This window comes from Dyella sp. 01L423 (assembly GCF_056399945.1).
This window is the reverse complement of record NZ_JBFTSI010000007.1, coordinates 15,343-39,545: the sequence shown is the minus strand read 5'-3', so window position 1 is coordinate 39,545 and position 24,203 is coordinate 15,343. Positions and strand designations below refer to the sequence as shown.

Here is a 24,203-nt window from a genome sequence, read left to right as displayed (position 1 = left end):
GCACTCATCTAAGGAATGGTAACGGTATGTCGAAGATCCCTTTTCCCGCCTGGCAACGTCCGCACTGGCAGTCGAGCAACGAAGACATCCTGTTGCAGTTCTTTGTGTTCGGCAAATTCCAGTCGGGGCGGGCGCCATCGCTGGATTACGGCAGCGAAGGCCTGCCCGAAGGCGTGGAGATGACCAGCCATAACCACGCGCAGCTGCGCCAGTGGGATGGCTATCCGTTGCGCGGCAGCGTCGGGCGCATGTTCAAGGACGGCGCGCCTGAGGCGTATCGCCAGGCCATCGATGCACCGGAAGTGCTGGTGATCCGCGGGCGCCTGCCCGACAGCGCCGACACTGGCTATCTGCGCGACACGCTGGGCGTGCTTGCTGCGCTGCTCGACATGGGCGGCGTGGCCATCCTCGATCCGCAGACGCTCAACCTCTACGACGCCGACACTTGGCGCAGGCACTTTGTCGTGCGCGACGGCGCGCCGATCCGCAATCACCTGTTGATACTGCGCGACGCGGAGCAAAACGGAAACTACTGGATCCACACGCGCGGCATGCGCAAGTTCGGTCGCCCTGACGTCAGCATTCGCAACGTGCCTGAGGCTGACAGCGATCGCGCTGGTTTGTTGTGCGAACGCCTGGTGGAGTTGGAGGCGCTGGGGGCGCGGTTTGCCGAGGGGCAGGAGTTGGAGGCCGACGGCATGTCGCTCGTAGCCACCTTGGGCGGCGGGCTGGAAGATCCGGACTTCAACAATACGTTTGTGGAGTTTCGCTGGCCGGAGTGATTTCCGCGCCCCTGCGAGCAGGCCGGGCTACTGTGGGAGCGCACACTGTGCGCGACGAGCCGACGGAGCGATACATCCCGGCGTGGCTGTCGCGCCCAGGGTGCGCTCCCACTAGTAGGGCGAGTAGCGTGGAATCGCGCCCCAAACCTACTTCTGACACTTCCCACACCAGAACGTCGACCGCTGCCCCAGCACCACCTGCTTCACGGGCGTCCCGCACGCCCGGCACGCTTCCCCTTCGCGCCCGTACACCTGCAACTCGCGAAAGAAATATCCCGGTGCGCCATCGGGGTTGATGAAGTCGCGTAACGTGGTGCCGCCGCGTTCGATGGCCCAGGCCAATATCCGCTTCACCTCGCCCGCCAGTCGCGCATATCGCGCTCGCGAAATGGACCCGGCGGGTTTGCGCGGATCGATGCCCGCGGCAAACAGCGCCTCGCTTGCGTAGATGTTGCCCACGCCAACAACGACGGCGTTGTCCATCAGGAACAGCTTCACCGCCGCCTTGCGCCCACGCGACAGCCGCCACAGAAGGTCGCCGTCGAAATCATCGGTGAGCGGCTCGGGGCCGAGGTCCGCCAGCAATTCATGGGTCTCGCCAGCGGGTTGCCACAGCAGGGAGCCGAAGCGTCGCGCGTCGGTGTAGCGCAAGATGCGGGGACCTTCGGTGGTCGTGGGTTCCAGTGCAATATCGACATGATCGTGCTTGCCCACCAGCGCATCCGGCGGCAGTACGCGCAATACCCCGGTCATGCCGAGGTGGAATAACGCGCTGCCAATGGGCGTGTGCAGCAACAGATACTTCGCGCGTCGCTCCACCGCCTCGATGCGCTGGCCGGGCAGTTGCGTGGTGATTTCCGGCGGAATGGGCCAGCGCAGATCGGGGCGGCGCAGGATCACGCCGGTGACGCGACGGCCGATCACGTGCGGGGCGATGCCGCGGCGGGTGGTTTCGACTTCGGGTAACTCGGGCACTTCGGGTCTCAGTGGGAGGAGGCGGGGACAGAGGTTCCTGAGAGTCCGCGGTCGCGCACAGGGTGCGCTCCTACAAGGTCCGGCCGACCTGTAGGAGCGCACCCTGTGCGCGACCGCAGAGCAGCAGGATCACTTCGATCCGCAGCTCAACCCCAGTCGTTATGGAAACTGCCTTCCTTGTCCACGCGCTCGAACGTGTGCGCGCCAAAGAAATCGCGCTGCGCCTGGATCAGGTTGGCGGGCAATTGCTCCGCACGGTAACCGTCGTAATACGCAATGGCAGAAGAGAAGCACGGCACCGGCACGCCCGCCTTCACCGCCGCCGCCACCACCTCGCGCAGCGCATCCTGATAGTCGGCAGCGATATCGCGGAAATAGCTATCCAGCAGCAGATTCTTCACCTGCGGATCGCGCTCGTACGCATCGGTGATCTTCTGCAGGAAGCGCGCGCGAATGATGCAGCCGGCGCGGAAGATGCTGGCGATGGTGCCGTAGGGAAGATTCCACTGGTATTCGTCCGATGCCGCACGCAGCTGTGCAAAGCCCTGTGCGTAGGACACGATCTTGCTGAGATACAACGCACGACGCACGGCTTCGATGAACGCCTTGCGATCGCCATCGAATTTATGCGGTGCGGGACCCTTGAGGATCTTGCTGGCGGCGACGCGTTCGTCCTTGAGCGACGAAAGCAGGCGCGCAAACACCGATTCGGTGATCAGCGGCAACGGCACGCCAAGATCGAGCGCGCTCTGGCTGGTCCACTTGCCGGTGCCTTTCTGCGCGGCGCGGTCGAGGATGATGTCGACCATCGCCTTGCCGGTGTCCTTGTCCTTCTTGGTGAAGATGTCGGCGGTGATGCTGATGAGGTAACTGTCGAGTTCGCCCTTGTTCCAATCGGCGTAGACCTCGGCCAGTTCGTCGTTGGATAGCCCAAGCACGTTGTGCAGCACCGAATAGCTTTCGGCGATGAGTTGCATATCGCCGTACTCGATGCCGTTGTGCACCATCTTCACGTAATGGCCGGCGCCATTGGGGCCCATATAGGCCACGCAGGGATCGCCATCGGGCGCGCGTGCAGCAATTTCGGTGAGGATGGGCGCCACCAGGTCATACGCTTCGCGCGGGCCGCCCGGCATGATCGACGGCCCGTGCAGCGCACCTTCCTCGCCGCCGGACACGCCGGTGCCGATGAAGTGCAGTCCGGCCGAGCTCATCTCGCTCTCGCGGCGCATGGTGTCCTTGAAGAACGTATTGCCGCCGTCGATGACGATGTCGCCCTTGTCGAGCAGGGGCTTGAGCTGCGCCAGCGTGGCGTCGGTGGGTTCACCGGCCTTCACCATCAGCAGGATGCGGCGCGGCTTTTCCAGCGAGGCCACGAATTCCTCGAGCGAGTAGGTCGGCACCAGGCGCTTACCGGGGTTGTCCTTGACGACTTCGTCGGTGCGCTCGCGATGCCGGTTGTAGATCGACACGGCGTGACCGCGGCTTTCGATATTCAGGGCCAGATTGCTGCCCATCACGGCCATTCCCACTACGCCGATCGCCTGCTTGCTCATGACATCGCTCCTGTCGAGGTTTGCTATCCCATATGGGGAGTCTGCGAGACGGTGCAAGGTACGCCTGGGTGGGGCAGGAGTGAGTGAAGAGGAGTGAGAAGTGAGAAAAAAGCCGGAACGACGTCTCTCACTTCTCACTCCTCTCGCCTCACTCCTTGATCTTGGTCGCTTCGCCCGTCGCCCCACGCGGCGTATAGCGCACGGAAATCAGCGCCACGCGATCGCCCACGCGCACATAGCGCTGCGGTCCCGTCACCGAGGTTTCGCCAAATTCAAGGCGCTGGCCATCGAGCGTGAGCACCGCCATGGGGGTGGCCAGGCCGATCTTGGCGGGGTCGAAATCGTGCAGCGGTCGCCAGCTCAGCACGGCGGCGGCGGCCGTATCGGCCAGTTCGCCCAGGCGTCCGTCGTCCGCGCGTGCGGGCGTGCCATCGGTGCGCCACCAGTGGCCGTCGCGCCGCGCGAAGTGTTCGGTATTACCGCTCCCCAAGGCGAGCGAAATGTCGTGGACGCCGGCAGGGTCGAGCGTCAGCAGCGTGCCTGCCGCCTGCGCGCGATCCTGCTGCCACTGCCAGCCAGCGATCGCCACGATCACCAGAATGCCCGCCGCAAGCCACCAACGCTGTCGGGTCGTCCGCTTCATGCGCGACGACGGCGCCACACGATGAAGCCGCCGATCAGCAACAGCAGTACCGGCAGTGCCACCAGAAAGCCGAGCGTGACACTGCTCAGCTGCGCCTGGGTGATCTGCAGCAGGCGATCGGGCGCGCCGCGCTGCGGCAGATTCACGAGGGCATCGTCGCCCAGCAGCCAATCGAAGATGCGTTCGCCCAGCGCGCGGTTGCCGCCGTTGCCAAGAAAGGTGTTGGAGAGGAAATCGCCATCGCCAATCACCACCACGCGTTGCTCTGCTTTATCGGGGCTCGGCGAGAGGCGACTCAGGGCAAAGCCGAAATCCAGCGGTCCCTTCAGCTCGCCTGCGCTGGCGTCGTACTGGATGCTTGAGCTCTGCGCATTGTCGATCGGCTTGAACTCGGTCCAGCTCTGCGCGCTTGAGCGCAGGAATGGCGCCACCTTCCAGTCGGTACGCGCGGCCATCGCCAGCGCGGATACCTGCGGGAACAGCGTGGTGAGCTGGAAGCCGCGCGTGATCGCGTGCTGCGGGTAGTCACCCAGTGCGAGCATGCGCGGATCCTTCAAACCCAGCGCGGCGCCCTGGCCATCGACCAGCACGCCCGGAAGGATGCGGATGCCAAGCGCATCGGCAAGCGGAGCCAGGTGCAGGTCGTCATTGGTGGGTTCGCTCAACCACAACAGGTTGCCGCCGTTGCTCACGTAGTCGGTGAGTGCCTTCACCGCACCATCGGGCAAGGCCAGCTCGGGGCTGGCCAGCACGACCAGGTCGGTGTGCTGCGGCACCGCGGTGACCTGGGCGAAATTCAGCGGCACGGCGCGCATGCCGCGGCCTTCCATCTGCGCCATGAACGTGCCCAGATCGGCGTTGCCTTTCTCGTCCGCACGACGCTCGCCATCGCCGGACACGAACGCGACGATGCGCTCGCCGCCGCGCGCGAGGCGCTCCAGTGCATTGGTGAGACTGCGCTCGGACAGCTCGTCGAGCCGCTGCTCGCGGCCCTGGTAGTGCAGGATCAAAGCGCCGTCCACCGTGATGCCGAGCTCGCGCATCGCGGCTGGATCCTGCTGCGGGTCGACGAAGCGTAGCGTGAGGTCAGGCTTAGCGCGCTCATAGCGTTCGACGAAACCAGCCACGGTATGGCGCAGGTCGCCTTGCGGATTGGCGTAGCTGACGATCTCCACCGGGCCGTGCAGCGTCGCCAGCACGGCGCGACTTTCCGGCGACAGGCTGGCGCGCCCGCCGAAGGTCCAGTCGCCGACAAGATCGTGGCGCGTGGTGAGATAACCGATGGCGCCCGCGGCCAACAACAGTGCCAGGGCAAATAGCCATCCATTCAGATGCCGGAAAAAGCGCGCCATCAGCCACGCTCCTTTTCGGCAGCCAGCCGTTGCGTGGCGAGTGCCAGCGCCACCACGATCACCAACAGGAACCACGCGACATCCGACAACGACACCAATCCACGCAGCATGTCTTCGAGATGTCCGCTCAGTGCCAGCCAGTTGAATACGCCACTGGTCGCGCCCGCTTTCTGTACGGCGATGTTCATACCGGCCAGGACCAGGCCGACGGTGAGCGCGATCGTTGCGGCGATGGAGGCATGCGACGCGTAGGCGGAACTGGCCACGCCAATCGCCGCCAGCGCCGCGAGCGTGAGCAATGCCCCCAGCGATGCCGCGGCGAGCTTGCCCCAATCAAGCGTGACACCGTGCGAAAGACTCAACGGCATCGCCAGCGCAAGCGCAAGCCACAACACCAACCACAACATCAGCGCGAGGTACTTGCCCAGCACGATGCGCGAAGCGGGCAGGCCGGCAGCGAACCACAATGGCAGCGTGCCATTGCTGCGTTCGCCGGCGAGCGAGGACATGGTGAGCAGCGGCACGATCACCAGCGCCAGCTCCACCACGCCAAACGGCAGGATGCCGCCGGTGAGGATGCTGCTCAGCATCGGCACGCCGACCAGATCGGTATAGCCCGGACCGCCGGGCAAGGCGGCGAGCTTGATCTGTCCAGCCAGGAAGCCGCCCAGCAGCAGGGTGAAACGCCATGCCAGCTGCGCCAGCGTCAACGCGGCAAGCACCCAGGCGAGCGGCCGAACGATCAGGCGGCGCAGCTCCAGCCGCGTCACGGCGAGCACACTCATGCGGCCCGCGCCTTGTCGTTGCCGTCGCCGCCGCGCAGGGCGATATCGAAGAAAGTCTGCTCGAGCATCTTGTGGTCGTCGTCGGTGATGGGGCCGTCGTAGCGCAGCTGCCCCTCATGCAGGATCGCCACGCGATCACAGGCCGCGGTGACTTCGGCCAGCAGGTGCGTGGAAAGAATGACGGCGGTGCCGGCAGCGGCCTGTTCGCGGATCACGGCGCGCAACGCAGCCACCTGCACCGGATCTAGCGCATTGGCCGGCTCGTCCAGCACCAGCAGCGACGGCTCGTGCAGCAAGGCGCAGGCCAGGCCGAGACGTTGGCGCTGGCCCTGCGACAGCACGCCGGCCAACCGACGCGAGAGCACGCCAAGTTCCAGGCGTTCGACGATGCGCTGGCGCGCCTTGGCCAACGCCGCGCCGCCCAGGCCACGCAGACGGCCGTGCGCATCCAGATGCTCCAATACGGTCAGTTCTGGCCATAGCGGGGCACGTTCAGGCAGCCAGCCGATGCCGCGTTGGGCCAGTTCCGGATGCTCCAGAAAGTCCTTCCCATTCAGCTTGATGGCGCCGCTATCAGGCGTCAGCGCACCGGCAATCATCGCCAGGGTGGTGCTCTTGCCGGCGCCGTTGACCCCCAGCAAACCCAGCACCTGTCCCGAGTCCAGGCAAAGGCTGAGATCGGCGACGGCCGCTCGTCCCGCGCGATGTCGGGTTATGTGATCCAGTTGCAATACTGCGGTAGGCGCGGTCATTGCATGATTGTCAGTGCGGCCCCAATTTCATACAACCGGGAGTGGGCGCCGATGGGCGATACAGCACATTAACTTTGTTGCCGCAAATGGGTGCGACAATATTTTGCTGGTCCATGCTGGCGGGTACGGAAACCCCTCGTTTAGACTGACTTTTCATACACCTGGGTGTTTCCCATGCTAGATGCAGTACTCAATTTCTTGTCCAACGGCCTGACGCACGCCAGTTGGCTGACCATGCTGGTCTACATGCTGGTCATGACGCAGCTCACCATTTTCACGGTGACGCTGTACCTGCATCGTTGCCAGACCCATCGCGGCGTGGACCTGCATTGGTCCATTTCGCACTTCTTCCGCTTCTGGGGCTGGCTCACCACGGGCATGGTCACCAAGGAGTGGGTGGCAGTGCACCGCAAGCACCACGCCAAGGTCGAGACCGAGGAAGATCCGCATAGCCCGCAGATCTACGGCATCAAGAAGGTCTTCTGGGATGGCGTGTCGCTGTACCGCGACGCCAGCGAAGTGAAGGAAGATCTCGAGAAGTACGGCCGCGGCACGCCGGATGACTGGATCGAGCGCAAGCTCTACAGCGCGCACCCGTATTGGGGTCCGACCCTGATGCTGTTCATCAGCGTGGCTTTGTTCGGTGTGATCGGTGCGGCCCTGTGGGCGCTGCAGATGGTCTGGATCCCGTTCTGGGCCGCCGGCTTCGTCAACGGCATCGGCCACTGGTGGGGCTACCGCAACTTCGAGAGCGCCGACACCGCGACCAACCTGATTCCCTGGGGTTTCTGGATCGGTGGCGAAGAGCTGCACAACAACCACCACGCTTTCCCGAGCTCGGCGAAATTCGCCCTGCGCAAGTGGGAGTTCGATATCGGCTGGGCGGCCATCTGCGCGCTGCGTGCGGTTGGCCTGGCCAAGGTGTTGCGTGTGGCGCCGACGCTCGACGTTCGCCCGAACGTGCACCTGCCGGATGCCGAGACGCTCAAGGGCGTACTGACCCATCGCTTCGCCGCGATGACCGATTACTACCGCAACGTGATCATGCCGACCCTGCGCGACGAAGCGCAGCACGCCGGCGACAGCATCAAGTCGGTGCCGCGCCGCATGCGTCGCGCCCTGGCTGACGGTGGCCGCTGGTTGGATAGCGAAGGCCGTGACCGCATGCAGGCTGTGCTGGCCAAGCGTCCGACGCTGAGCACGGTTTGCGAGTTCCGCAATCGCCTTGCCGCTCTGATGGAGCAGCGTGGTGCGGATCAGGCGCTGAAGGGGTTGCAGCAGTGGATCGCTGAAGCCGAGCAGAGCGGTATCCGCGCGCTGCAGGAATTCGCGGGTCGCTTGAAGAGTTATTCGGTGGCGAACGCGTAAGCGGTGTCACCGGTTGAATGAAAAAGGCCCGCCGAATGGCGGGCTTTTTTTATGGGGTGGACTAACAACAAAGCGAGCTCGCGCTTTGCTCCTTGTCCCCTCTGGAGAGATGGTTGGGGCATTGCCACCTTTACGGTGGCATTGAGACCTTGAAGGTCGTGAGGGGCCAACCTAGCCTCACCTTCCGCAACTACCTCGGTCCGCTCTTGCTCGTCGTCCCGGCGAAGGCCGGGATCCAGGGCCTCGGTGGCTGGCTGTCGCGTGATCGCCAGCTTGCTCGCCTGCCGCGGGCTTCCGTGCCGCTGCCGCGGCCCGGGTCACTTTTCTTTGCTTGCCCAAAGAAAAGTAACCAAAAGAAAGGGCCCCCGGATGACGCGCCTTCCGGGCCTTTGGCCCTCCAGGTGCGCGTGCGGGCTCCGGGGTTTTTCGACAGGACATCCCTGTCCTGTCGAAAAACTGGCCGCATCCCTGCGGCCACCCTTCGGGCTTTCCTCCACCCGCCCGCCGCGTCATACGGGGACCCCCAAGAGCCAAGAGCCGATGCCAAAAGCCGGAGCCGAGAACTGCAGGGCTACTGTGGGAGCGCACCCTGTGCGCGACAAACCAACGGAGCGATACATCCAAGCGTTGCTGTCGCGCACAGGGTGCGCTCCCACAGGGGCTAGTCGATGAATCGCCAGGCCTGCTCCGGCTCAGGCAGACGACACTGCTGGCGCCGGCCGAACAAGCGATAGCGATGGCGTGCGATCCAGCGATACGCGGGATCGCGCAGCGGCCTGGGTACCGCGCGCAATGCGGCAGCGACCCCACGCCAGCGGCCGCCCAGGCGGTGCAGGACGCGTGCGATGGCATCCGTATCGCTGTAACCGTGGCCGTCGTCGACCAGCAGGAAGGAGGTGGGGTCGTCGGGTGACAGTCCGTGCGCAAGCAGCAGGGCGCGCCCTTGCGTCCCCTGCATGGCCGCCAGTCGGAAGCACCCGGTTCGGTCGTGGCGCAGGATGAAATCCACCCATCGGCTGCACAGCACGCATACACCGTCGAAGACGATCACGGGATGATCGAATTCAGAGGACATGGTCGATCTCCAGCCAACCGCGGTAGGCAATCAACTGTCCCAGCAAGGGCAGGCGCACATCGATGTCGAAGGTATAGCGGCCATCCTGTGCGCCGCTGCGCGACAGCACCTGGCCGCAAAGCATGCGCGGCAGAGGTAGGCCGAGCAGAGTGACACGGCACAGTTGCCAGTCGATCGCATCGTCGTCGCGGCGCAACGTGAAGTGCAGTGCCACGGGGCCCAGGGCTTCCCGCAGCGAGGTTGGTCCACCCGGATGCAAGGTCGAGCGCATGCAGCCGCGCGCGAAGCGCCGGGTCCATTGCTCGTGGGTGGAATGACGCTCGATGGTGAGTGCGATGTGCTGGCCCCGGCCGGGTTCGGGCAGCGTCAGCAGGCGCCGCAGCAGTCGCGCGAAGGCGTGGCGCGCACCGTCAACGTCGGCCTCGCCACTGGCGTGGATCACCCTGCCCTTGGCGTGCATGCGTTGCACCGCCGGCGCCAGGGAGGCCCAGTCGGCGGTATCCAGCAGCGAGCGGAACAGGGCGGTAGCTGATGGCATGCCACACCATCATCGGGAACCGGACGGACGAGGGCAAGCGTGTGCGTTTTGCTTCACGCGGGATGGCCATCCGCGAAAGGGGCCCAACAAAAAACCCGCCTCGCGGCGGGTTCTTCGTGGAAGCGTCAACTAAACCCGAAGGCTTACTTGATCTTGCCTTCCTTGTAGATCACATGCTTGCGAACCACCGGATCGTACTTCTTGAACTCGAACTTTTCCGGGGTGTTCTTCTTGTTCTTCTGCGTGGTGTAGAAGTGGCCGGTGCCGGCCGAAGAGATCAGGCGGATCTTGTCTTGCTTGCTGTTAGCCATGGCTCAATCCTCAGATCTTTTCGCCGCGGGAGCGCAGGTCGGCGAGGACGGCTTCGATGCCGTTCTTGTCGATCGTGCGCAGGGCATGGTTGGAAACGCGCAGCTTCACCCAGCGGTTTTCGCTCGGGACCCAGAAGCGGCGCTCATGCAGGTTCGGCAACCAGCGGCGGCGAGTTTTGTTGTTTGCGTGCGAGACGTTGTTACCAGTCTGCACACCCTTTCCGGTGACTTGGCAAATACGGGCCATGATGACCTCCTGTTAGGCGCCCAAAGGCGCGTTTGCCACCCGTTAGCCAGGGCGGCATCGGCCCAGCGGCACAAGGCCTCGCGATGCTGGAGATGGTGCTTTTTCGCGCCTGCCGTGAGGTCCGCATCGCGTGGCGGACGTGCCCGATGAATCGGGTCGGCATGGTCGAGCCGGCTATTCTCCCAGAAAAACAGGCCGGTGCGCAATATTTGCTCAACATAGGCTCCGGGCGCATGGCGGGCCGCGGGGATGTATGGAACAATTAAACCCTTTGCGTTTTCACGCACCGAACACTTACGAGGAATACCCCATGGCAGACGTTTCCGCCAACGGCCAGGCCGGCCAGCCCCAGCTGGTGCTGCAGAAGATCTACATCAAGGACGTTTCCTACGAGGCGCCCAACGCCCCGCAGATCTTCCAGGAAGTGGGCGAGGGCGACCTGCAGCCGCAAGTCCAGCTCAACCTGGGCCAGAAGTCCGCCGACATGGGCAACGACCTGTACGAAGTGGTGCTGAGCCTCACCCTGACCTGCTCGCTGAACGACCGCACCGCCTATCTGGCCGAAGTGCACCAGGCCGGCGTGTTCGGCATCGCCGGTTTCTCGGAAGATGACCTGGCCGGCATCCTCAACAGCTATTGCCCGAACCTGCTGTTCCCGTACGCCCGCCAGATGCTGTCGTCGCTGGTGCTGGAAGGCGGCTTCCCGCCGTTCCTGCTGCAGCCGATCAACTTCGACGCGCTGTATGCCGAACAGCAGCGCCGCATCCTCGGCGGCAGCGCCGTCCCGACGCTCAACAGCTAATCCAAGAGTCTGTGCTCATGGTTGAGCGTTCGACCCTGGCCGTACTCGGTGCCGGCTCCTGGGGCACCGCCCTGGCGGCCCTGGCCGCCCGCAACCAGGTGCCGACCCGGCTGTGGGGGCGTGACGCCTCCGCGCTGAAGGCAATGGCTGAAACCCATTGCAACCAGCGCTACCTGCCCGACGTCGAGCTGCCGGCTGAGCTTGTCTACGAAGCCGATCTGGCCGCCGCGGTGCGCGGGGCCCAGGTCGTGCTGATCGTGGTGCCCAGCCATGCCTTCGCCTCCATGCTGGAGGAGCTGGCGCCGTACCTGGAGCCCGACGCCCGCATTGCGTGGGCGACCAAGGGCTTTGAGCCGGGCACCGGCCGGTTCCTGCATGAACTGGTGGCTGAGCGCTTCCCGGGTCGCCCGGCAGCGGTCGTCACCGGCCCTTCGTTCGCCAAGGAAGTGGCCTCGGGCATGCCCAGCGCCGTCACCGTGCATTCGGACGACGCCGCGTTCGCGCATGAAATGGCGCTGATCCTGCACGCGCCCAACTTCCGCGCCTATTCCGGCAGCGACGTGCTTGGCGCCGAGCTCGGTGGCGCCATGAAGAACGTGCTGGCCGTGGCCACCGGCGTGGCCGACGGCATGGATCTGGGCCTGAACGCGCGAGCGGGCCTGATCACGCGCGGCATGAACGAAATGCTGCGGCTGGGCATGGCGCTGGGTGCGCGTCCGGAAACGCTGATGGGTCTCGCTGGCCTGGGTGATCTCGTGCTCACCTGTACCGGCGATCTTTCGCGTAACCGTCGCCTCGGTCTCGCGCTGGGTCGCGGCAAGGCCATCGACGAGGCCGTGCGCGAGATCGGCCAGGTGGTGGAAAGCGTGCTCACGGCCGACGAAGTGGCGCGACTGGCCGCCAAGCACGGCCTGGATCTTCCCATCAGCAGCGGCGTGCGCGCCGTGCTTCATGGCGAGGTGACGCCGGCCGAAGGACTCAAGCGGCTGATGAGCCGTGAGCAGAAGCCGGAATATCCGCACGGCCTGTTTACACCGACGGTGTAAGCCCGTTGCTCGATCGTTCCGGCGCCCACGCTGAACGGTTCCGTCATCCAAACGCGCATCGGTTTGAAAAAACCGGTGCGTGAGACGCGCACGCACGCAAGACCCTTGCTAAGCTGAATCTTTTGGTCGCCCTGGATCGAATGCGCATGCAGTCACCGGACGATAAACGACACACGCAACGCGACGACGCTGGCGTCAGCGAGCCGCTGCCCGGCGTCTGGCGCAAGCTGCTCGCGCAAGCGGCACCGCTCGCGCCGGCGGAGCCCTTGGTGCTGGGCTTCTTCCTCGACGTGGTGCCCGAAGAGGGCGTGGCCTACGCGCATGTCGATGTGGCCCCAGTGCTGCTGGCGATGGCCGATCAGACCCGCTACGTGCGCCCGACGCCGTTCGACAGCAAACACCTGTCGCAACAGCCACTGCAGCCGCACGAACAGCGCCTGGCCGCGACCGTGCTCGGCCTGCCGCAGACCCTGCGCAAGAGCCGCACCTACGCGCGCCTGTCCGGCCATGTGGGCGATGCGCTGCTGGCGGAAATCCTCGACACCACACCGTGCTTCCTCGGTGGCCTGGCCGGCTTGCGCCTGTCGCGCGGCAAGGGTCATCAGCTCAACTGGCAATGGCATCTGGAAAACGACGGCAGCCAGCGCCTGATGCCGTGCATGCCGGCCAACCATCGCGTGCTGCGCATCGACGCGCTGTGGTACCTCGATGCCGAGCGTGCCGAGATGGGCCATCTGGATGCGCCGCTGGAAGAAACCTCCTGGCTCGACCTGCCGGCGCTGAAGCACGAGTACAGCCAGATACTGCGCGACGCGCTGCCGGGTAGCCGCCTTTCACATCGCCTGCCGTTGCCGCAGGTGCTGGGCGAGCTGCGTCGTGCGGAGCTGTCGCCCAAGCCGGTACTGACCCTGCATGCGCTCACCCGCCATGCCCGCCTGGCCGCAGGTACGCCACCGCTGGCCTATGCGCGCCTCAACTTTGACTACGCGGGCGAGCGTCTACCGGGTCGCGGTGGCGAACCGCTGGTGCGTCGCGTGCGCAATGGCCATCTGGTGGAAATCATCCGCCGCCGTGCGGAAGAGCTCTCGGCGATGGAACAGCTCGAGCGCGCCGGCCTCACGCCCGGCGTGGATACCGAAGGCCTGCCCTGGGATCTCGCCGACACGCTGCCCGAGGACGCCTGGCTGTTCCCCGGCAAAGGCTATGCGGGCGCGCTGGAAGTGAACACGCCGGCACGCTGGCTGGCGCTGCGTCCCAAGCTGGAAGGGGAAGGCTTCGTGCTCGACTACGCGCCGAGCTTTCCGTTCGAAGTGCTCGAAGGGCCGGTGCGCTGGTACGGCAATGCGGTGGAAGACACCGACGACCACGCCTTCGACCTGGAGATCGGCATCGAAGTGGAAGGCAAGCGCCACAACCTGCTGCCCGCCGTGGCGCAGGCGCTGGCCGATCACCAGTTGAACCTCAGCCCGGTACCGAACGAGCCGGAAGACGCCGTGTGGTACGCGCCGGTCGACGAACGTCGCCGCGTGCCCGTGCGCCTGAAGGAACTGCGCGGGCTGCTGGCGCCGCTCGCCGAATACCTCGAGCGTCCGCGCAAAAAGCTTCATCTGCCGCGCGTGCAGGCCGGCCGCCTGGAAGAACTGGTCGAGGCGCTGCCCACCGGCGGTGAGCTCGTCGCTCCCGACGCCCTGCGCGGATTCACGGCGCGTCTGCGCGATGCAGCCGAGCGCGCCAGCGATGTGGTGCCCGAAGGCCTCACCGTCGAGCTGCGCCCTTATCAGCGCGAAGGCCTGCGTTGGCTCAACGCGCTCGCCGAAGCCGGCGTGGGCGGCGTGCTCGCCGACGACATGGGCCTGGGCAAGACGCTGCAGCTGATCACCCATCTGCTGTCGCTGAAAGACAGCGGTGCGCTGACCGAACCGGCGTTGGTGGTGGTGCCCACCAGCCTGATTCCGAACTGGCTTGCGGAAGTGGCGCGCTTTGCGCCGGCACTGCGCGTGCTGGCCCTGCATGGTCCGCAGCGCAGTGGCGACTTCTCGCAGATCGCCACGCATGATCTGATCCTCACCAGCTACGCGCTGTTGCCGCGCGACGTGGTGTCGCTGCGCAAGCAGCCGTTCTCGCTGATCGTGCTGGACGAAGCACAGCAGGTGAAAAACCCGCGCACGCAGGCACGCCGTGCCGTGCTCAGCCTGCGCGCGCCGCGTTGCATCTGCCTCACCGGTACGCCGCTGGAAAATCACCTCGGCGAGCTGTGGTCGCAAGTGGATCTCTCGGTGCCCGGCCTGCTCGGCGACGAAGGTGCGTTCCGCCGCCACTATCGCGTGCCGATCGAACGACATCGCGATACCGATTGCCAGGATCGACTCAATCGTCGTCTTGCACCCTTCATCCTGCGACGTACCAAATCGCAGGTGGCGAGCGAGCTGCCGCCGAAAACCGAGATCACGCGTCGTGTGATCCTCGAGGGTCGTCAACGCGAACTCTACGAAAGCCTGCGCCTGTCGCTGGCGGAAGAACTGCGCGAGGTCATCGCGCAGCGCGGCATCTCGCACAGCGGCATCGTGGTGCTCGATGCGCTGTTGAAGCTGCGCCAGGTCTGCTGCGATCCGCGCCTGGTGAAACTGGAAGCGGCGCGCGGCGTGCGCGATTCGGCGAAGTTCGAATTGCTGATGGACATGCTGCCTGCGTTGCTGGCGGAAGGCCGCAAGGTGCTGCTGTTCTCGCAGTTCACCGAAATGCTCAAGCTGATCGCGCACGAGTTGGATCGCCATCGCATCCGTTACGTCACGCTCACCGGCGAAACGCGCGACCGCGCCGAACCGGTGCGGCAGTTCCAGGAAGGCGAGGTGCCCTTGTTCCTGCTGTCGCTGAAGGCTGGCGGCGTGGGCCTCAACCTCACCGCAGCCGACACCGTGATCCATTACGACCCATGGTGGAATCCGGCAGCGGAAGCGCAGGCGTCCGACCGTGCCCATCGCATCGGCCAGGACAAGCCGGTGTTCGTGTTCCGCCTGATCACCGGCGGCACGGTGGAGGAGCGCATCGAGGAGTTGAAGGCGCGCAAGGCGGAGCTGGCAGAGGCGGTGCTTGAGGGTGGCGGTACGCGGGAGAAGTTGAGTTTCGATCAGTCGGATCTGGATGCGTTGTTGGCGCCGGGTTGATCGGCCGCTGACGCCTCAATACCCCCAACTGTGGGAGCGCACCCTGTGCGCGACTGCCACGCTTGGGTGTACCGCTCCGTAGGCTTGTCGCGCACAGGGTGCGCTCCCACAAACTGGCTCGTTACAGCGCCGGCCGCGTCCGCAACAGCGCATCCACTGCCTGCTGCCATTGCGGCGACCCTAGCGGTGATTGCGGAGCCTCCTGGCCCAGCTTGTGTTGCACGGCGGTGTTCCATTCCGAGGAGCCGCGGTCGGGGCCGTGGCCGTCGTCGGTGATGTGCAGGCGGTCGTCGACCCATTCGTACCATTGCGGGGAGCCGAGTTCGGCATTGTCGGGCGTGCTGGTCGCCGTGGCCTTGGGCGCGGGTGGTTTCTGCTCGGGCGGTGGCGACGACGGCGAGCACGCCACGAGCAGTGCCAGGGGAAGCAGGGCGAGGAAACGGCGCATGAGCCCTCCGGGTGTTACGGATCCTCTTCCGAGACTAGCGCAAGTGCTTGCGGGGCGATGAATCGACGGAAAACATAAGGAGCGAGTTAAAAGACAGGAGTGGGTGGAGAGGAGTGAGAAGTGAGAGAAAAGCAGGCACGCTCTCTCTCACTCCTCTTCCTTCACTCCTCGCTCTCAGCTGCGCGCCACCACTTCGTCGATGTGCTTCAGCAGGTCCGCCGGATCTTCATACACGCGAAACGCGCCAGCGTCTTCCAGCTCTTCCTCGCCATAGCCACCGGACAGCAAGCCCACGCCGAGCGCGCGGGCGCGCTGCGCGGCGAGCATGTCCCAGATGCTGTCGCCAATGACCAGGCTGTAGTGGATGTCGATGCCGAGACGCTGCGCAGCGGCGATGAAAAGATCGGGATCGGGCTTTGCGTGGCGTACCTGGTCGCGCGTCACCACCGGTACTTTCGATGGATCCACGCCGAGCGCTTCGAGATTGTGCGCAGCGGTGGTCATGCGGCCGCTGGTGGCGATGGCCCAGGGAATTTCAGCGTCAGTGAGGAAGGCCAGCAGCTCGCGTGCGCCCGGCAGCGGACGAACCGAACCTTGCGTGGCCTGGCGGTTGTACGCCTCGGCGTGCCAGGTGCGCAGACGGGTGAGGCGTTCCTCGGTGATTTCGATGCCGGTTTCGCGCAGCAGTATGTTGGCGAACAGGCCGCCGCTCATGCCGATCTTGCGATGGATGCGCCACACCGACAACTCGACACCTTCGCGATCGAGCGCTTCCTTCCAGGCGAGCACGTGCTGGTAGACGCTGTCGACCAGCGTGCCGTCGAGATCAAACAGGAAGGCGGTGTCGCTGCGTGGCATGGGAGGCACTCGAGCTGGGGGAGGGTGCTAAAGCGTAGCACTCGTTCAGCGCGCTCCCTGGAAGCGTGATGCAACGCACGGCCCGATGTAGGCCTCGCATTGCCTGACAGAAAACTTCCCGCCGGCTGCCTAACGTAGGTGTCGTCGAACTAGCGACTCCCGCCGGGGGCGGGGAGCGCACGTTGTCGCAGGGCGGAGTGCGCTCGCTGGATGGCTCATCGCTCCTGGCGACCATCGCCCACGTGGACATCCCCGGCAGATCGCACGCGCGACGACACCACCATCGCGAACAGGGGAATCTCATGAACAGGAACAGGCTGATCGCCGCGGCAGGCTTGGCGGCATGCATGGTTGCAACTACGGCCGGTGCGCAAGAGGGCTATGCGCATCTCTACTTCACCGGCCGCATCGTGCAGCAGGCCTGCAGCTCGGGTCTCGCGCCACTGGGTAGCAATGGCGGCGACCGCAGTTGCGGCAGGGGCAGCTCGCGCGCTGCCTATGTGGAAAACACGGCGACCGCCCGACACGCTACGGGCGTCGCCATGCTCGACTATTTTGCCGATCGGCCCGACGGCGGACGCAAGCTCGTGGTGACGCGCCAATACCGTTGAGCACGGCCAACGGCTGACGACGCTCAGCCGTTGGGCACCAGCGCTTTGCCGGCGTCGAGCACTGCCAGTGCGGCGGCGCCGAGCAAACCCGGATCCGGATGCATCATGGCCACGGTGGGCACCTGTTCCATGGTTTCGCGGAAGCGGCCCTTGGCTTCGAAGCGCTCGCGGAAACCGCCATGCTTCAGCCACGGCAGCAGGATCGGCAGCATGCCGCCGGTGAGATAGACGCCATCCCAGCCGCCCAGGCTCAACACCAGGTCGCCTGCCACGCTGCCGAAAATGCCGGCGAGCGTTTCCACCGTGCGTACGCACAACGGATCGCTGCCTGACTCGGCGCGCGCGGTAATGTCTTCGGGCGTGTATTCCTCCGGCGGCTGGCCGGCGATGTCGGCCAGGGCGAGGTAGAGATTCACCAGGCCGTTGCCGCAGATCATGCGTTCGCTGGAGACGCGGCCGAAACGCGCGTTGAGGCGATGCAGGATTTCCACGTCTTCGGTGGTGTGCGCAGCGAAGCCGGCGTGGCCGCCTTCGGTTTCCAGCACCATCCAGCGACCTTCGCGGCGCATCAGGCCAGCCACGCCAAGGCCGGTGCCCGGACCCACCACCACAAAGGTCTGTGATTCGCGCGTGCCCAGTTCGGTGATCGGCTGCGGGCCGACCGAGGACAGCTGATCATGCGTGTGCAGCGGCACGGCCATCGCCTGCGCGGCGAAATCGTTGACCAGGTGTACCGCTTCCATGCCCAGCTCGGCTTGCAGCGCATGCGCCGCGACCTGCCAGGGATTATTGGTGACCTTCACCGTTTCGCCTTCGCTGACGCGACCGGCGGCGGCGATGATCGCGCGCTGTGCGGTGAACCCCGTGTCCTTGAAGTATTCGCGCATGGCTTCGGCCAGCGAGTCGTGATCCTTGACCCGGTAGCGACGCACGCTGTCCTCCATCAACGGATTCGCACGGCTCGTATCGGCCAGTGCAAATCGCACGTTGGTACCGCCAAGGTCAGCAAGCAAGGTCGGGGCGGCACGGGCGGGTGTTCTCATGGACGGTCCTGCACTTGGGGAGACGGTAAGCGTGACTCCCTCGGGCTTTTTCGTCCAGTACTGCGCTGCAACGTAAGCCTGCCATTCGCGACCGAATGGACGGCCTTATGGCCGTCCACCGGTGTCCAGCGCATGGACTTGCGCGATGCGGCTGCGGATCAGCCGCCCAGATACGCCGCGGGCGTAGCGCCGAAGCCTGCCTTCACGTGCTTGGCGGTGTCGTCCGCCAGCACTTCAGAGTCGCCGCGCTCCAGCGCTTCCAGCGTGCGGGCAGCGATATCGGCGGGGCTGGTCTTGGGCGCGTCGACGTGGCTGACCATGTCGGTGTCGATATAGCCGGCATGGATGCCGAGCACCTGCGTGCCCTGTCCGCGCAACTCGATGCGCAGGCTGTTGGTTAGCGCCCATGCGGCGGCCTTGGTCACCGAGTAGGCGCTGGTGCTGTCCAGGCTCAGCCAGCTCAGCGCGGACAACATATTCACCAGGGCGCCGCCGCCGTTCTTCTTCAGCACCGGGGCAAACGCGGCGCTTACCGCGTACACGCCGTACAGATTGGTTTCCATGATGCGGCGCAGGCTGCTCTCGCCATCGGTCGCGTCCAGCAGCGGGGTGCCGCCAGTGATGCCGGCGTTGTTGATCACGATGTCCACGTCCGCAGCCAGCTTCGCCGCAGCGGCCACGTCCTGCGGGTTGGTCACATCGAGCTTGACCGGCACGACGCCGGGCAGGGTGACGGTGGACGGATCGCGCGCAGCGGCATAGACCTTGCGCGCTCCGGCGGCCAGCACGGCCTTGGCGAAGGCGAGACCGAGGCCGCGGTTGGCGCCGGTGATGAAGACGGTTGAACCCTGGATTTTCATGATGGTGTGTCCGGTAGCGGGGAGAGGAGAACGGCGTTTCGTTATATGACCTAAATCATATAATTCGCGTACTCGCGAGTTTCAAGGGTACGTCCGAAGTTTTTTTGCACCGGTGCCTTTCACGCCGTCCTCACAAAAAGTCACTTGCATTTCGCAAGTTACCATTTATATGATGCTTATCATCTAATGAAGTTGAGGCCGCCAGCGTGCGCCACACCACCGCCGAAAACATGCAATGCCCGATCGCCCGCGGACTGGACCGGGTCGGCGAGTGGTGGAGCATGCTGATCCTGCGCGACGCCTTTTATGGCTTCACGCGCTTCGACGATTTCCAGACCAGCCTGGGGATCGCGCCGAACATCCTCAGCCGCCGCCTGGCGATGCTGGTGGAAACCGGCATGCTGGAGCGCCGTCGCTACAGCACCCGACCGGTGCGCCACGAATACGTCCTCACCGAGCGCGGCCGCGATTTCCGTCCGGTGCTGCTGGCGATGATGGCCTGGGGCAACCGGCACTTCGCCGAGGAAGGCCACGCCATCGAGCTGGTCGACCGCCAGCTGGGGCACATCGTCGAACCGGTGCTGGTCGATCGCCACACGGGCGAACCCATTACCCGCGAACGCCACGAAATGCGCGCCGGCCCTGCCGCCAGCGAGCGCATGCGTGCGCGCATCGAATTCAGGAATTCACGGGCGCAAGCCCTGCAAACCCTTTCCCATCCCAAGTCTCCGGAGTCACTCCCATGAATGCCGTCACCGTTGCCGAGCGAGCGGACGCACCCGCCGTTACGGAATCCGCTCCCCGCAGTCGAAAGAAACAGCTGCTCCGACTCGCCATCGGCGCGGCAGTGATCGCCGGTGTCGTCTATGGCGGTCACTGGTGGAGCGTGGGTCGCTTTATCGAAGACACCGACGATGCGTATGTCGGTGGCGACGTGACCGTGATCGGCCCCAAGGTGCCGGGCTATATCACGCAGGTTGCGGTGACCGACAACCAGGTGGTGCACGCTGGCGATCTGCTGGTGAAGATCGACGATCGCGACTATCGCGCCGCGCTCGCCAAGGCCGATGGTGCCGTGGCTGCGCAGGAAGCCTTGCTTGCCAATCTCGATGCCACTGAAAAACTGCAGCTGGCGGTGATCCGCCAGGCGCAGGCCAGCGTGGCGGCGGCTGCTGCCGAAACGCAGCGCTCGCGTGACGACGAAGCGCGTTACCGCGATCTCTCCAGCCGCTCGGCGGTGTCGATCGAAAGTGCACAGCGCGCTGATGCCACCTATAAGACGGCGCGCGCCGGTTCGGATAAGGCCGATGCCTCGCTGGTCGCCGCGCAACGCCAGATCGATGTGATCGAATCGCAGAAGCAGCAGGCACGCGCCGCCTTGCAACAGGCCAAGGCCGAGCAGGACATCGCGCGGCTCAACGAAGGCTATACCGAGCTGCGCGCGCCGATAGACGGTGTCGTGGGAAACCGACGTGCACGCACCGGCGCCTATGCCGCGGCGGGAACGCAGTTGCTGTCGGTGGTGCCCGCGCATGGCCTGTGGGTAGATGCCAACTTCAAGGAAGACCAGCTTGCACGCATGACCGCCGGACAGTCCGTGGAAATCCGCGCAGACGTGGTGCCTGGCCGCGTGTTCCATGGTCACCTCGCCAGTCTCGCGCCGGCTACCGGTGCGCAGTTCAGCGTGCTGCCGCCGGAGAACGCCACCGGTAACTTCACAAAGGTGGTGCAGCGTGTACCGGTGCGCGTGGTGCTGGACAGCAAGGACGATGAGCTGGGCGTGCTGCGCCCCGGACTTTCCGTGGTGGCTGACGTGGACACGCGCAGCAGGACCGCTACGCCATGAGCGCCCAAGCCGCCAGCGCACCGCTGAGCGGGCCCATCGATCCGGCCGCGCTCAGCGTCGCGCAAAAAGTGTTTGCCTTCGCCAGCATGTGCGTGGGCATGTTCATCGCCTTGCTCGACATCCAGATCGTGTCCGCGTCGCTGCGCGATATCGGCGGTGGGCTGTCGGCCGGCGCGGATGAAACCGCCTGGGTGCAAACCAGCTATCTGATTGCTGAAATCGTGGTGATTCCCCTGTCGGGCTGGCTGTCGCGCGTGATGTCCACGCGCTGGTTGTTCGCCGCCTCTGCCATCGGCTTCACCATCACCAGCATGCTGTGCGGCATGGCCTGGGACATCAAGAGCATGATCGTGTTCCGCGCGCTGCAGGGTTTCCTGGGCGGCTCGATGATCCCGATGGTGTTCACCACCGCCTTCGTGTTTTTCCAGAACAAGCAGCGCGTGATTGCGGCAGCCACCATCGGCGCGATCGCCTCGCTGGCGCCCACGCTCGGGCCTACGCTGGGCGGCTGGATCACCGATCACTCCTCGTGGCACTGGCTGTTCTTCATCAACCTGGTGCCGGGCATCTTCGTCGCGGTGGCGGTGCCGATGCTGGTCAACATCGACCGCTCGGATTACTCGCTGCTGCGCAATGCCGACTACCTCGGCATGGTGCTGCTGGCGATCTTTCTCGGTTGCCTGGAATACACGCTGGAAGAAGGTCCGCGCTGGAACTGGTTCAGCGACCAGGTGATCCTCACCACGGCGTGGCTGTCGGGGCTGGCTGGCGTGGGCTTTATTGCGCGCAGCCTGACTTACGATCATCCGGTGGTGGACCTGCGCGCCTTGCGCGATCGCAATTTTGCGCTGGGCTGTTTCTTTTCCTTCGTCACCGGCATCGGCCTGTTCGCCACCATCTATCTCACGCCGCTGTTTCTGGGGCGCGTGCGCGGCTACAGCGCGCTGCAGATCGGCGAGGCGGTGTTTTCCACCGGCGTGTTCCAGATCCTCAGCATTCCGCTCTATACCTTTCTGGCCAGGCGCTACGACCTGCGCTGGATCATGATGGCGGGGCTGGCCGTGTTCGCCATCTCCATGTGGGACTTCACGCCCATCACCCATGACTGGGGTGCGCACGAACTGCTGCTGCCACAGGCCTTGCGCGGCATGGCCCAACAGCTGGCGGTGCCGCCGGCGGTGACGCTCACCTTGGGTGGCCTCGCGCCGAACCGGCTGAAGCTCGCCTCGGGCCTGTTCAATTTGATGCGCAACCTTGGCGGCGCGATCGGTATTGCGGTGTGCGCGACCATCCTCAATGACCGCACCAACCTGCATTTCTATCGCCTGTCGGAGCATCTCAATACGAGCAACGAAGCGATGAACGGCTGGCTGGCGCAGACCACTGGCCATATCGCCGAGCTCGGCCAGAACGTCGACGACGCTGCCAACGGTTCGCTGCATCAGCTGTGGCAGCTGGCGTATCGCGAAGCGCAGACGCTTTCCTACGCGGACGCCTTCCTCGCCATTGGCCTGTGCTTCGTGGTCGCCACGGCGATGGTGCCACTGATGCGCAAGGTGGCGCCTCCTGCTGCGCCGTCCGCCGATGCGCACTGATTCGATTTCTTTAATCTTTGTCGAGATATCACGATGAACACTTCGCTTTCGTCATCTGCCGGCGCGTCACGCTCATCATCGGGTCGCCATTCACTAACGTTGGGCGCACTCGCGTCGGCGTTGATCGGTCTGGCGGGTTGCACGGTTGGTCCCAACTATGTGCGTCCCGAGGTGAAAACCAACTCCGACTACGCCAGCCAGTCGCTGCTGCAGCAGCGCGAAGCCACGCGTGCCGCACCGGAGCTCGATGCGTGGTGGCAGGGTTTCGATGACCCCGAACTCACCCGCATCATCAGCCGCGTGATGGCGCAGAACCTCGACCTTGCCGCCGCGATGGCGCGCGTGGACCAGGCACGCGCGGCGGCGCGCGAGGCGGGAGCACAGCTCGCACCGCAAGGCAGCCTTGATGGCCAGGTGGTGCAGCAGCATCAATCGACCAAGGGTGCGCTAGGCGAGATCGCCAGCCAGACTCCCGGCTACAAGCGTTCGCAGACTCTGGAAACTTTGGGCGTTGGCGCGAGCTGGGAGCTCGACCTTGCCGGCGGCCTGCATCGCGGCGCCGAAGCGGCAGACGCCGAAGCACAGGCGGCGGAAGCCAGCCAGGACGGCGTACGCGTCTCCGTTGCCGCCGAGGCCGCGGACAGCTACTTCCAGGTACGCGGTGCACAGGAACGCATCCGCCTCGCGCAGCAGCAGATCGATACGGAAAGCCAGCTGCTCGAGCTGGTGAAGGACAGACTGGCCGGTGGCCTGGCGACGTCGCGCGAAGTGGCACAGGCAGAGGCGCTGGTGTTGCAGGCCAAGACCACCTTGCCGCCGCTGCGCATCACGCTGGCGCAACAGCTCAATCGCCTCGACGTGCTGATGGGCGCCGCGCCCGGCACCTACGCGGCGGAACTGAAAGATCACGCGCCGACCTTCACCGTGCCGGTGATCGGCACCGACGGCGGCCCCGACATGCTGCTGCGCCGCCGCCCGGACGTGATCGCCGCCGAGCGCAAGCTCGCCGCCTCGAATGCACGCATCGGCGTTGCCGTGGCCGAGTACTACCCGAAGGTGTCGCTGGGTGGCCTGCTCGGTTTCGAGAGCCTGCAGAGCGGCTCGTTGTTCTCCTCGCAGGCGTTCCAGCCGCAAGCAGTGCTCGGCCTGCACTGGCGCTTGTTCGACTTCGGTCGCGTGGATGCCGAAGTAGCGCAGGCCAAGGGCGCGAATGCCGAGGCGCTGGCGCAATATCGCCAGTCGATGCTGCGTGCCACCGAAGACGTGGAGAACGCCATCGTCTCGCTCGCCGAGCTGGAAACCCAGCACCGCGATCTGATCCTGGAAGTGCAGGCCCACGTGCAGGCCCGCGATGCTGCGCAGGATGCCTACAAGGGCGGCGCGGTGAGCCTGATCGAAGTGCTGGATGAAGATCGCCAGTTGCTGAGTTCGCGCGATCAGCTTGCGCGCGTGCATGCGGATGATGCACGCGCCGCAGTGGCTACGTTCCGTGCACTGGGTGGCGGCTGGTCCGGCAGCGAGGTGAAGGACGTGGCAGGGCGTTGAG

At 65.1% G+C, this 24,203-nt stretch carries 24 protein-coding genes; 10 read left to right on the top strand and 14 right to left on the bottom strand.

What is annotated here, in order from left to right:
* The first annotated feature begins 26 nt into the window (after positions 1-26).
* A complete protein-coding gene (locus tag AC1DMY_RS17580) occupies positions 27-782 on the top strand; it encodes a hypothetical protein (RefSeq protein WP_477166158.1) in 756 nt (251 codons plus the stop codon).
* A gap of 147 nt (positions 783-929) precedes the next feature.
* On the opposite strand, the gene mutM is transcribed toward AC1DMY_RS17580, so the two are convergent.
* The 6 genes from mutM to AC1DMY_RS17550 all read right to left on the bottom strand — a co-directional run bounded on the left by mutM (position 930) and on the right by AC1DMY_RS17550 (position 6,845).
* Entirely contained in the window at positions 930-1,757 is an 828-nt protein-coding gene (gene mutM, locus AC1DMY_RS17575; protein ID WP_477166157.1) for a bifunctional DNA-formamidopyrimidine glycosylase/DNA-(apurinic or apyrimidinic site) lyase, read from the bottom strand.
* A 146-nt stretch (positions 1,758-1,903) separates the two neighbouring features.
* A complete protein-coding gene (gene gndA, locus AC1DMY_RS17570; protein WP_477166156.1) occupies positions 1,904-3,313 on the bottom strand; it encodes an NADP-dependent phosphogluconate dehydrogenase in 1,410 nt (469 codons plus the stop codon).
* Between the two features lie 148 nt (positions 3,314-3,461).
* Entirely contained in the window at positions 3,462-3,956 is a 495-nt protein-coding gene (locus tag AC1DMY_RS17565) for a hypothetical protein (protein WP_477166155.1), read from the bottom strand.
* On the bottom strand, positions 3,953-5,308 hold the full coding sequence (locus AC1DMY_RS17560; RefSeq protein WP_477166154.1) for a GldG family protein: 1,356 nt from the start codon (positions 5,306-5,308) through the stop codon (positions 3,953-3,955). The genes AC1DMY_RS17565 and AC1DMY_RS17560 overlap by 4 nt, the downstream gene beginning before the upstream one ends.
* Positions 5,308-6,093 carry an ABC transporter permease gene (locus AC1DMY_RS17555; RefSeq protein WP_121883057.1) on the bottom strand — a complete coding sequence of 262 codons (786 nt, stop codon included), beginning with the start codon at positions 6,091-6,093 and terminating at the stop codon, positions 5,308-5,310. Before AC1DMY_RS17555 ends, AC1DMY_RS17560 begins: the two co-directional genes overlap by 1 nt.
* Entirely contained in the window at positions 6,090-6,845 is a 756-nt protein-coding gene (locus tag AC1DMY_RS17550) for an ABC transporter ATP-binding protein (protein ID WP_477166153.1), read from the bottom strand. The genes AC1DMY_RS17555 and AC1DMY_RS17550 overlap by 4 nt, the downstream gene beginning before the upstream one ends.
* Before the next feature lie 174 nt (positions 6,846-7,019).
* On the opposite strand from AC1DMY_RS17550, the gene AC1DMY_RS17545 reads away from it, so the two are divergent.
* Positions 7,020-8,213 carry a DesA family fatty acid desaturase gene (locus tag AC1DMY_RS17545; protein WP_477166152.1) on the top strand — a complete coding sequence of 398 codons (1,194 nt, stop codon included), beginning with the start codon at positions 7,020-7,022 and terminating at the stop codon, positions 8,211-8,213.
* 661 nt (positions 8,214-8,874) lie between these two features.
* Here the strand turns inward: AC1DMY_RS17545 and AC1DMY_RS17540 are convergent.
* From AC1DMY_RS17540 to rpmB, 4 genes are all read right to left on the bottom strand, one after another.
* Positions 8,875-9,288 (bottom strand): thiol-disulfide oxidoreductase DCC family protein, encoded by a 414-nt coding sequence (locus AC1DMY_RS17540; protein WP_477166151.1) that lies wholly within the window; start codon positions 9,286-9,288, stop codon positions 8,875-8,877.
* The gene (locus AC1DMY_RS17535; RefSeq protein ID WP_477166150.1) at positions 9,278-9,826 is read right to left on the bottom strand and encodes a DUF4166 domain-containing protein; all 549 of its coding nucleotides are present in this window, start codon (positions 9,824-9,826) and stop codon (positions 9,278-9,280) included. The genes AC1DMY_RS17540 and AC1DMY_RS17535 overlap by 11 nt, the downstream gene beginning before the upstream one ends.
* A 143-nt stretch (positions 9,827-9,969) precedes the next feature.
* Complete coding sequence (gene rpmG, locus AC1DMY_RS17530; RefSeq protein ID WP_008211962.1) at positions 9,970-10,137, bottom strand: 50S ribosomal protein L33; 168 nt, start codon at positions 10,135-10,137, stop codon at positions 9,970-9,972.
* Positions 10,138-10,147: 10 nt separating this feature from the next.
* Positions 10,148-10,384 (bottom strand): 50S ribosomal protein L28, encoded by a 237-nt coding sequence (gene rpmB / locus AC1DMY_RS17525; protein WP_046971178.1) that lies wholly within the window; start codon positions 10,382-10,384, stop codon positions 10,148-10,150.
* A gap of 310 nt (positions 10,385-10,694) precedes the next feature.
* On the opposite strand from rpmB, the gene secB reads away from it, so the two are divergent.
* The 3 genes from secB (at position 10,695) to AC1DMY_RS17510 (ending at position 15,396) form a co-directional block, all read left to right on the top strand.
* Complete coding sequence (gene secB, locus AC1DMY_RS17520) at positions 10,695-11,186, top strand: protein-export chaperone SecB (RefSeq protein ID WP_477166149.1); 492 nt, start codon at positions 10,695-10,697, stop codon at positions 11,184-11,186.
* Positions 11,187-11,203: 17 nt separating this feature from the next.
* Positions 11,204-12,232: an NAD(P)H-dependent glycerol-3-phosphate dehydrogenase gene (locus AC1DMY_RS17515; protein WP_477166148.1), complete on the top strand. Its 1,029-nt coding sequence runs from the start codon at positions 11,204-11,206 to the stop codon at positions 12,230-12,232.
* Positions 12,233-12,378: 146 nt separating this feature from the next.
* A complete protein-coding gene (locus AC1DMY_RS17510; RefSeq protein WP_477166147.1) occupies positions 12,379-15,396 on the top strand; it encodes a DEAD/DEAH box helicase in 3,018 nt (1,005 codons plus the stop codon).
* Between the two features lie 121 nt (positions 15,397-15,517).
* Here AC1DMY_RS17510 and AC1DMY_RS17505 read toward each other — a convergent pair whose 3' ends face one another.
* On the bottom strand, positions 15,518-15,844 hold the full coding sequence (locus tag AC1DMY_RS17505; protein ID WP_477166146.1) for a hypothetical protein: 327 nt from the start codon (positions 15,842-15,844) through the stop codon (positions 15,518-15,520).
* A 174-nt stretch (positions 15,845-16,018) separates the two neighbouring features.
* Positions 16,019-16,702 carry an HAD family hydrolase gene (locus AC1DMY_RS17500; protein ID WP_046971182.1) on the bottom strand — a complete coding sequence of 228 codons (684 nt, stop codon included), beginning with the start codon at positions 16,700-16,702 and terminating at the stop codon, positions 16,019-16,021.
* A gap of 302 nt (positions 16,703-17,004) precedes the next feature.
* On the opposite strand from AC1DMY_RS17500, the gene AC1DMY_RS17495 reads away from it, so the two are divergent.
* Positions 17,005-17,313 carry a hypothetical protein gene (locus AC1DMY_RS17495; RefSeq protein ID WP_477166145.1) on the top strand — a complete coding sequence of 103 codons (309 nt, stop codon included), beginning with the start codon at positions 17,005-17,007 and terminating at the stop codon, positions 17,311-17,313.
* Positions 17,314-17,336: 23 nt separating this feature from the next.
* Here AC1DMY_RS17495 and glk read toward each other — a convergent pair whose 3' ends face one another.
* Both glk and AC1DMY_RS17485 read right to left on the bottom strand, forming a co-directional pair.
* Positions 17,337-18,356 carry a glucokinase gene (glk, locus tag AC1DMY_RS17490; RefSeq protein ID WP_477166144.1) on the bottom strand — a complete coding sequence of 340 codons (1,020 nt, stop codon included), beginning with the start codon at positions 18,354-18,356 and terminating at the stop codon, positions 17,337-17,339.
* Positions 18,357-18,514: 158 nt separating this feature from the next.
* Positions 18,515-19,216: an SDR family oxidoreductase gene (locus AC1DMY_RS17485; protein ID WP_477166143.1), complete on the bottom strand. Its 702-nt coding sequence runs from the start codon at positions 19,214-19,216 to the stop codon at positions 18,515-18,517.
* Positions 19,217-19,422: 206 nt separating this feature from the next.
* Here AC1DMY_RS17485 and AC1DMY_RS17480 point away from each other — a divergent pair, with 206 nt between their 5' ends.
* From AC1DMY_RS17480 to AC1DMY_RS17465, 4 genes are read left to right on the top strand one after another with little or no spacing between them, the layout of a single operon-like run.
* Positions 19,423-19,962, top strand: a complete 540-nt coding sequence (locus tag AC1DMY_RS17480) for a winged helix-turn-helix transcriptional regulator (protein ID WP_477166142.1) — start codon at positions 19,423-19,425, stop codon at positions 19,960-19,962.
* Positions 19,959-21,062: an HlyD family secretion protein gene (locus AC1DMY_RS17475; RefSeq protein ID WP_477166141.1), complete on the top strand. Its 1,104-nt coding sequence runs from the start codon at positions 19,959-19,961 to the stop codon at positions 21,060-21,062. The genes AC1DMY_RS17480 and AC1DMY_RS17475 overlap by 4 nt, the downstream gene beginning before the upstream one ends.
* Positions 21,059-22,657 (top strand): DHA2 family efflux MFS transporter permease subunit, encoded by a 1,599-nt coding sequence (locus AC1DMY_RS17470; RefSeq protein ID WP_477166140.1) that lies wholly within the window; start codon positions 21,059-21,061, stop codon positions 22,655-22,657. Before AC1DMY_RS17475 ends, AC1DMY_RS17470 begins: the two co-directional genes overlap by 4 nt.
* 33 nt (positions 22,658-22,690) lie before the next feature.
* Entirely contained in the window at positions 22,691-24,202 is a 1,512-nt protein-coding gene (locus AC1DMY_RS17465; protein ID WP_477166139.1) for an efflux transporter outer membrane subunit, read from the top strand.
* Position 24,203: the final 1 nt, after the last annotated feature.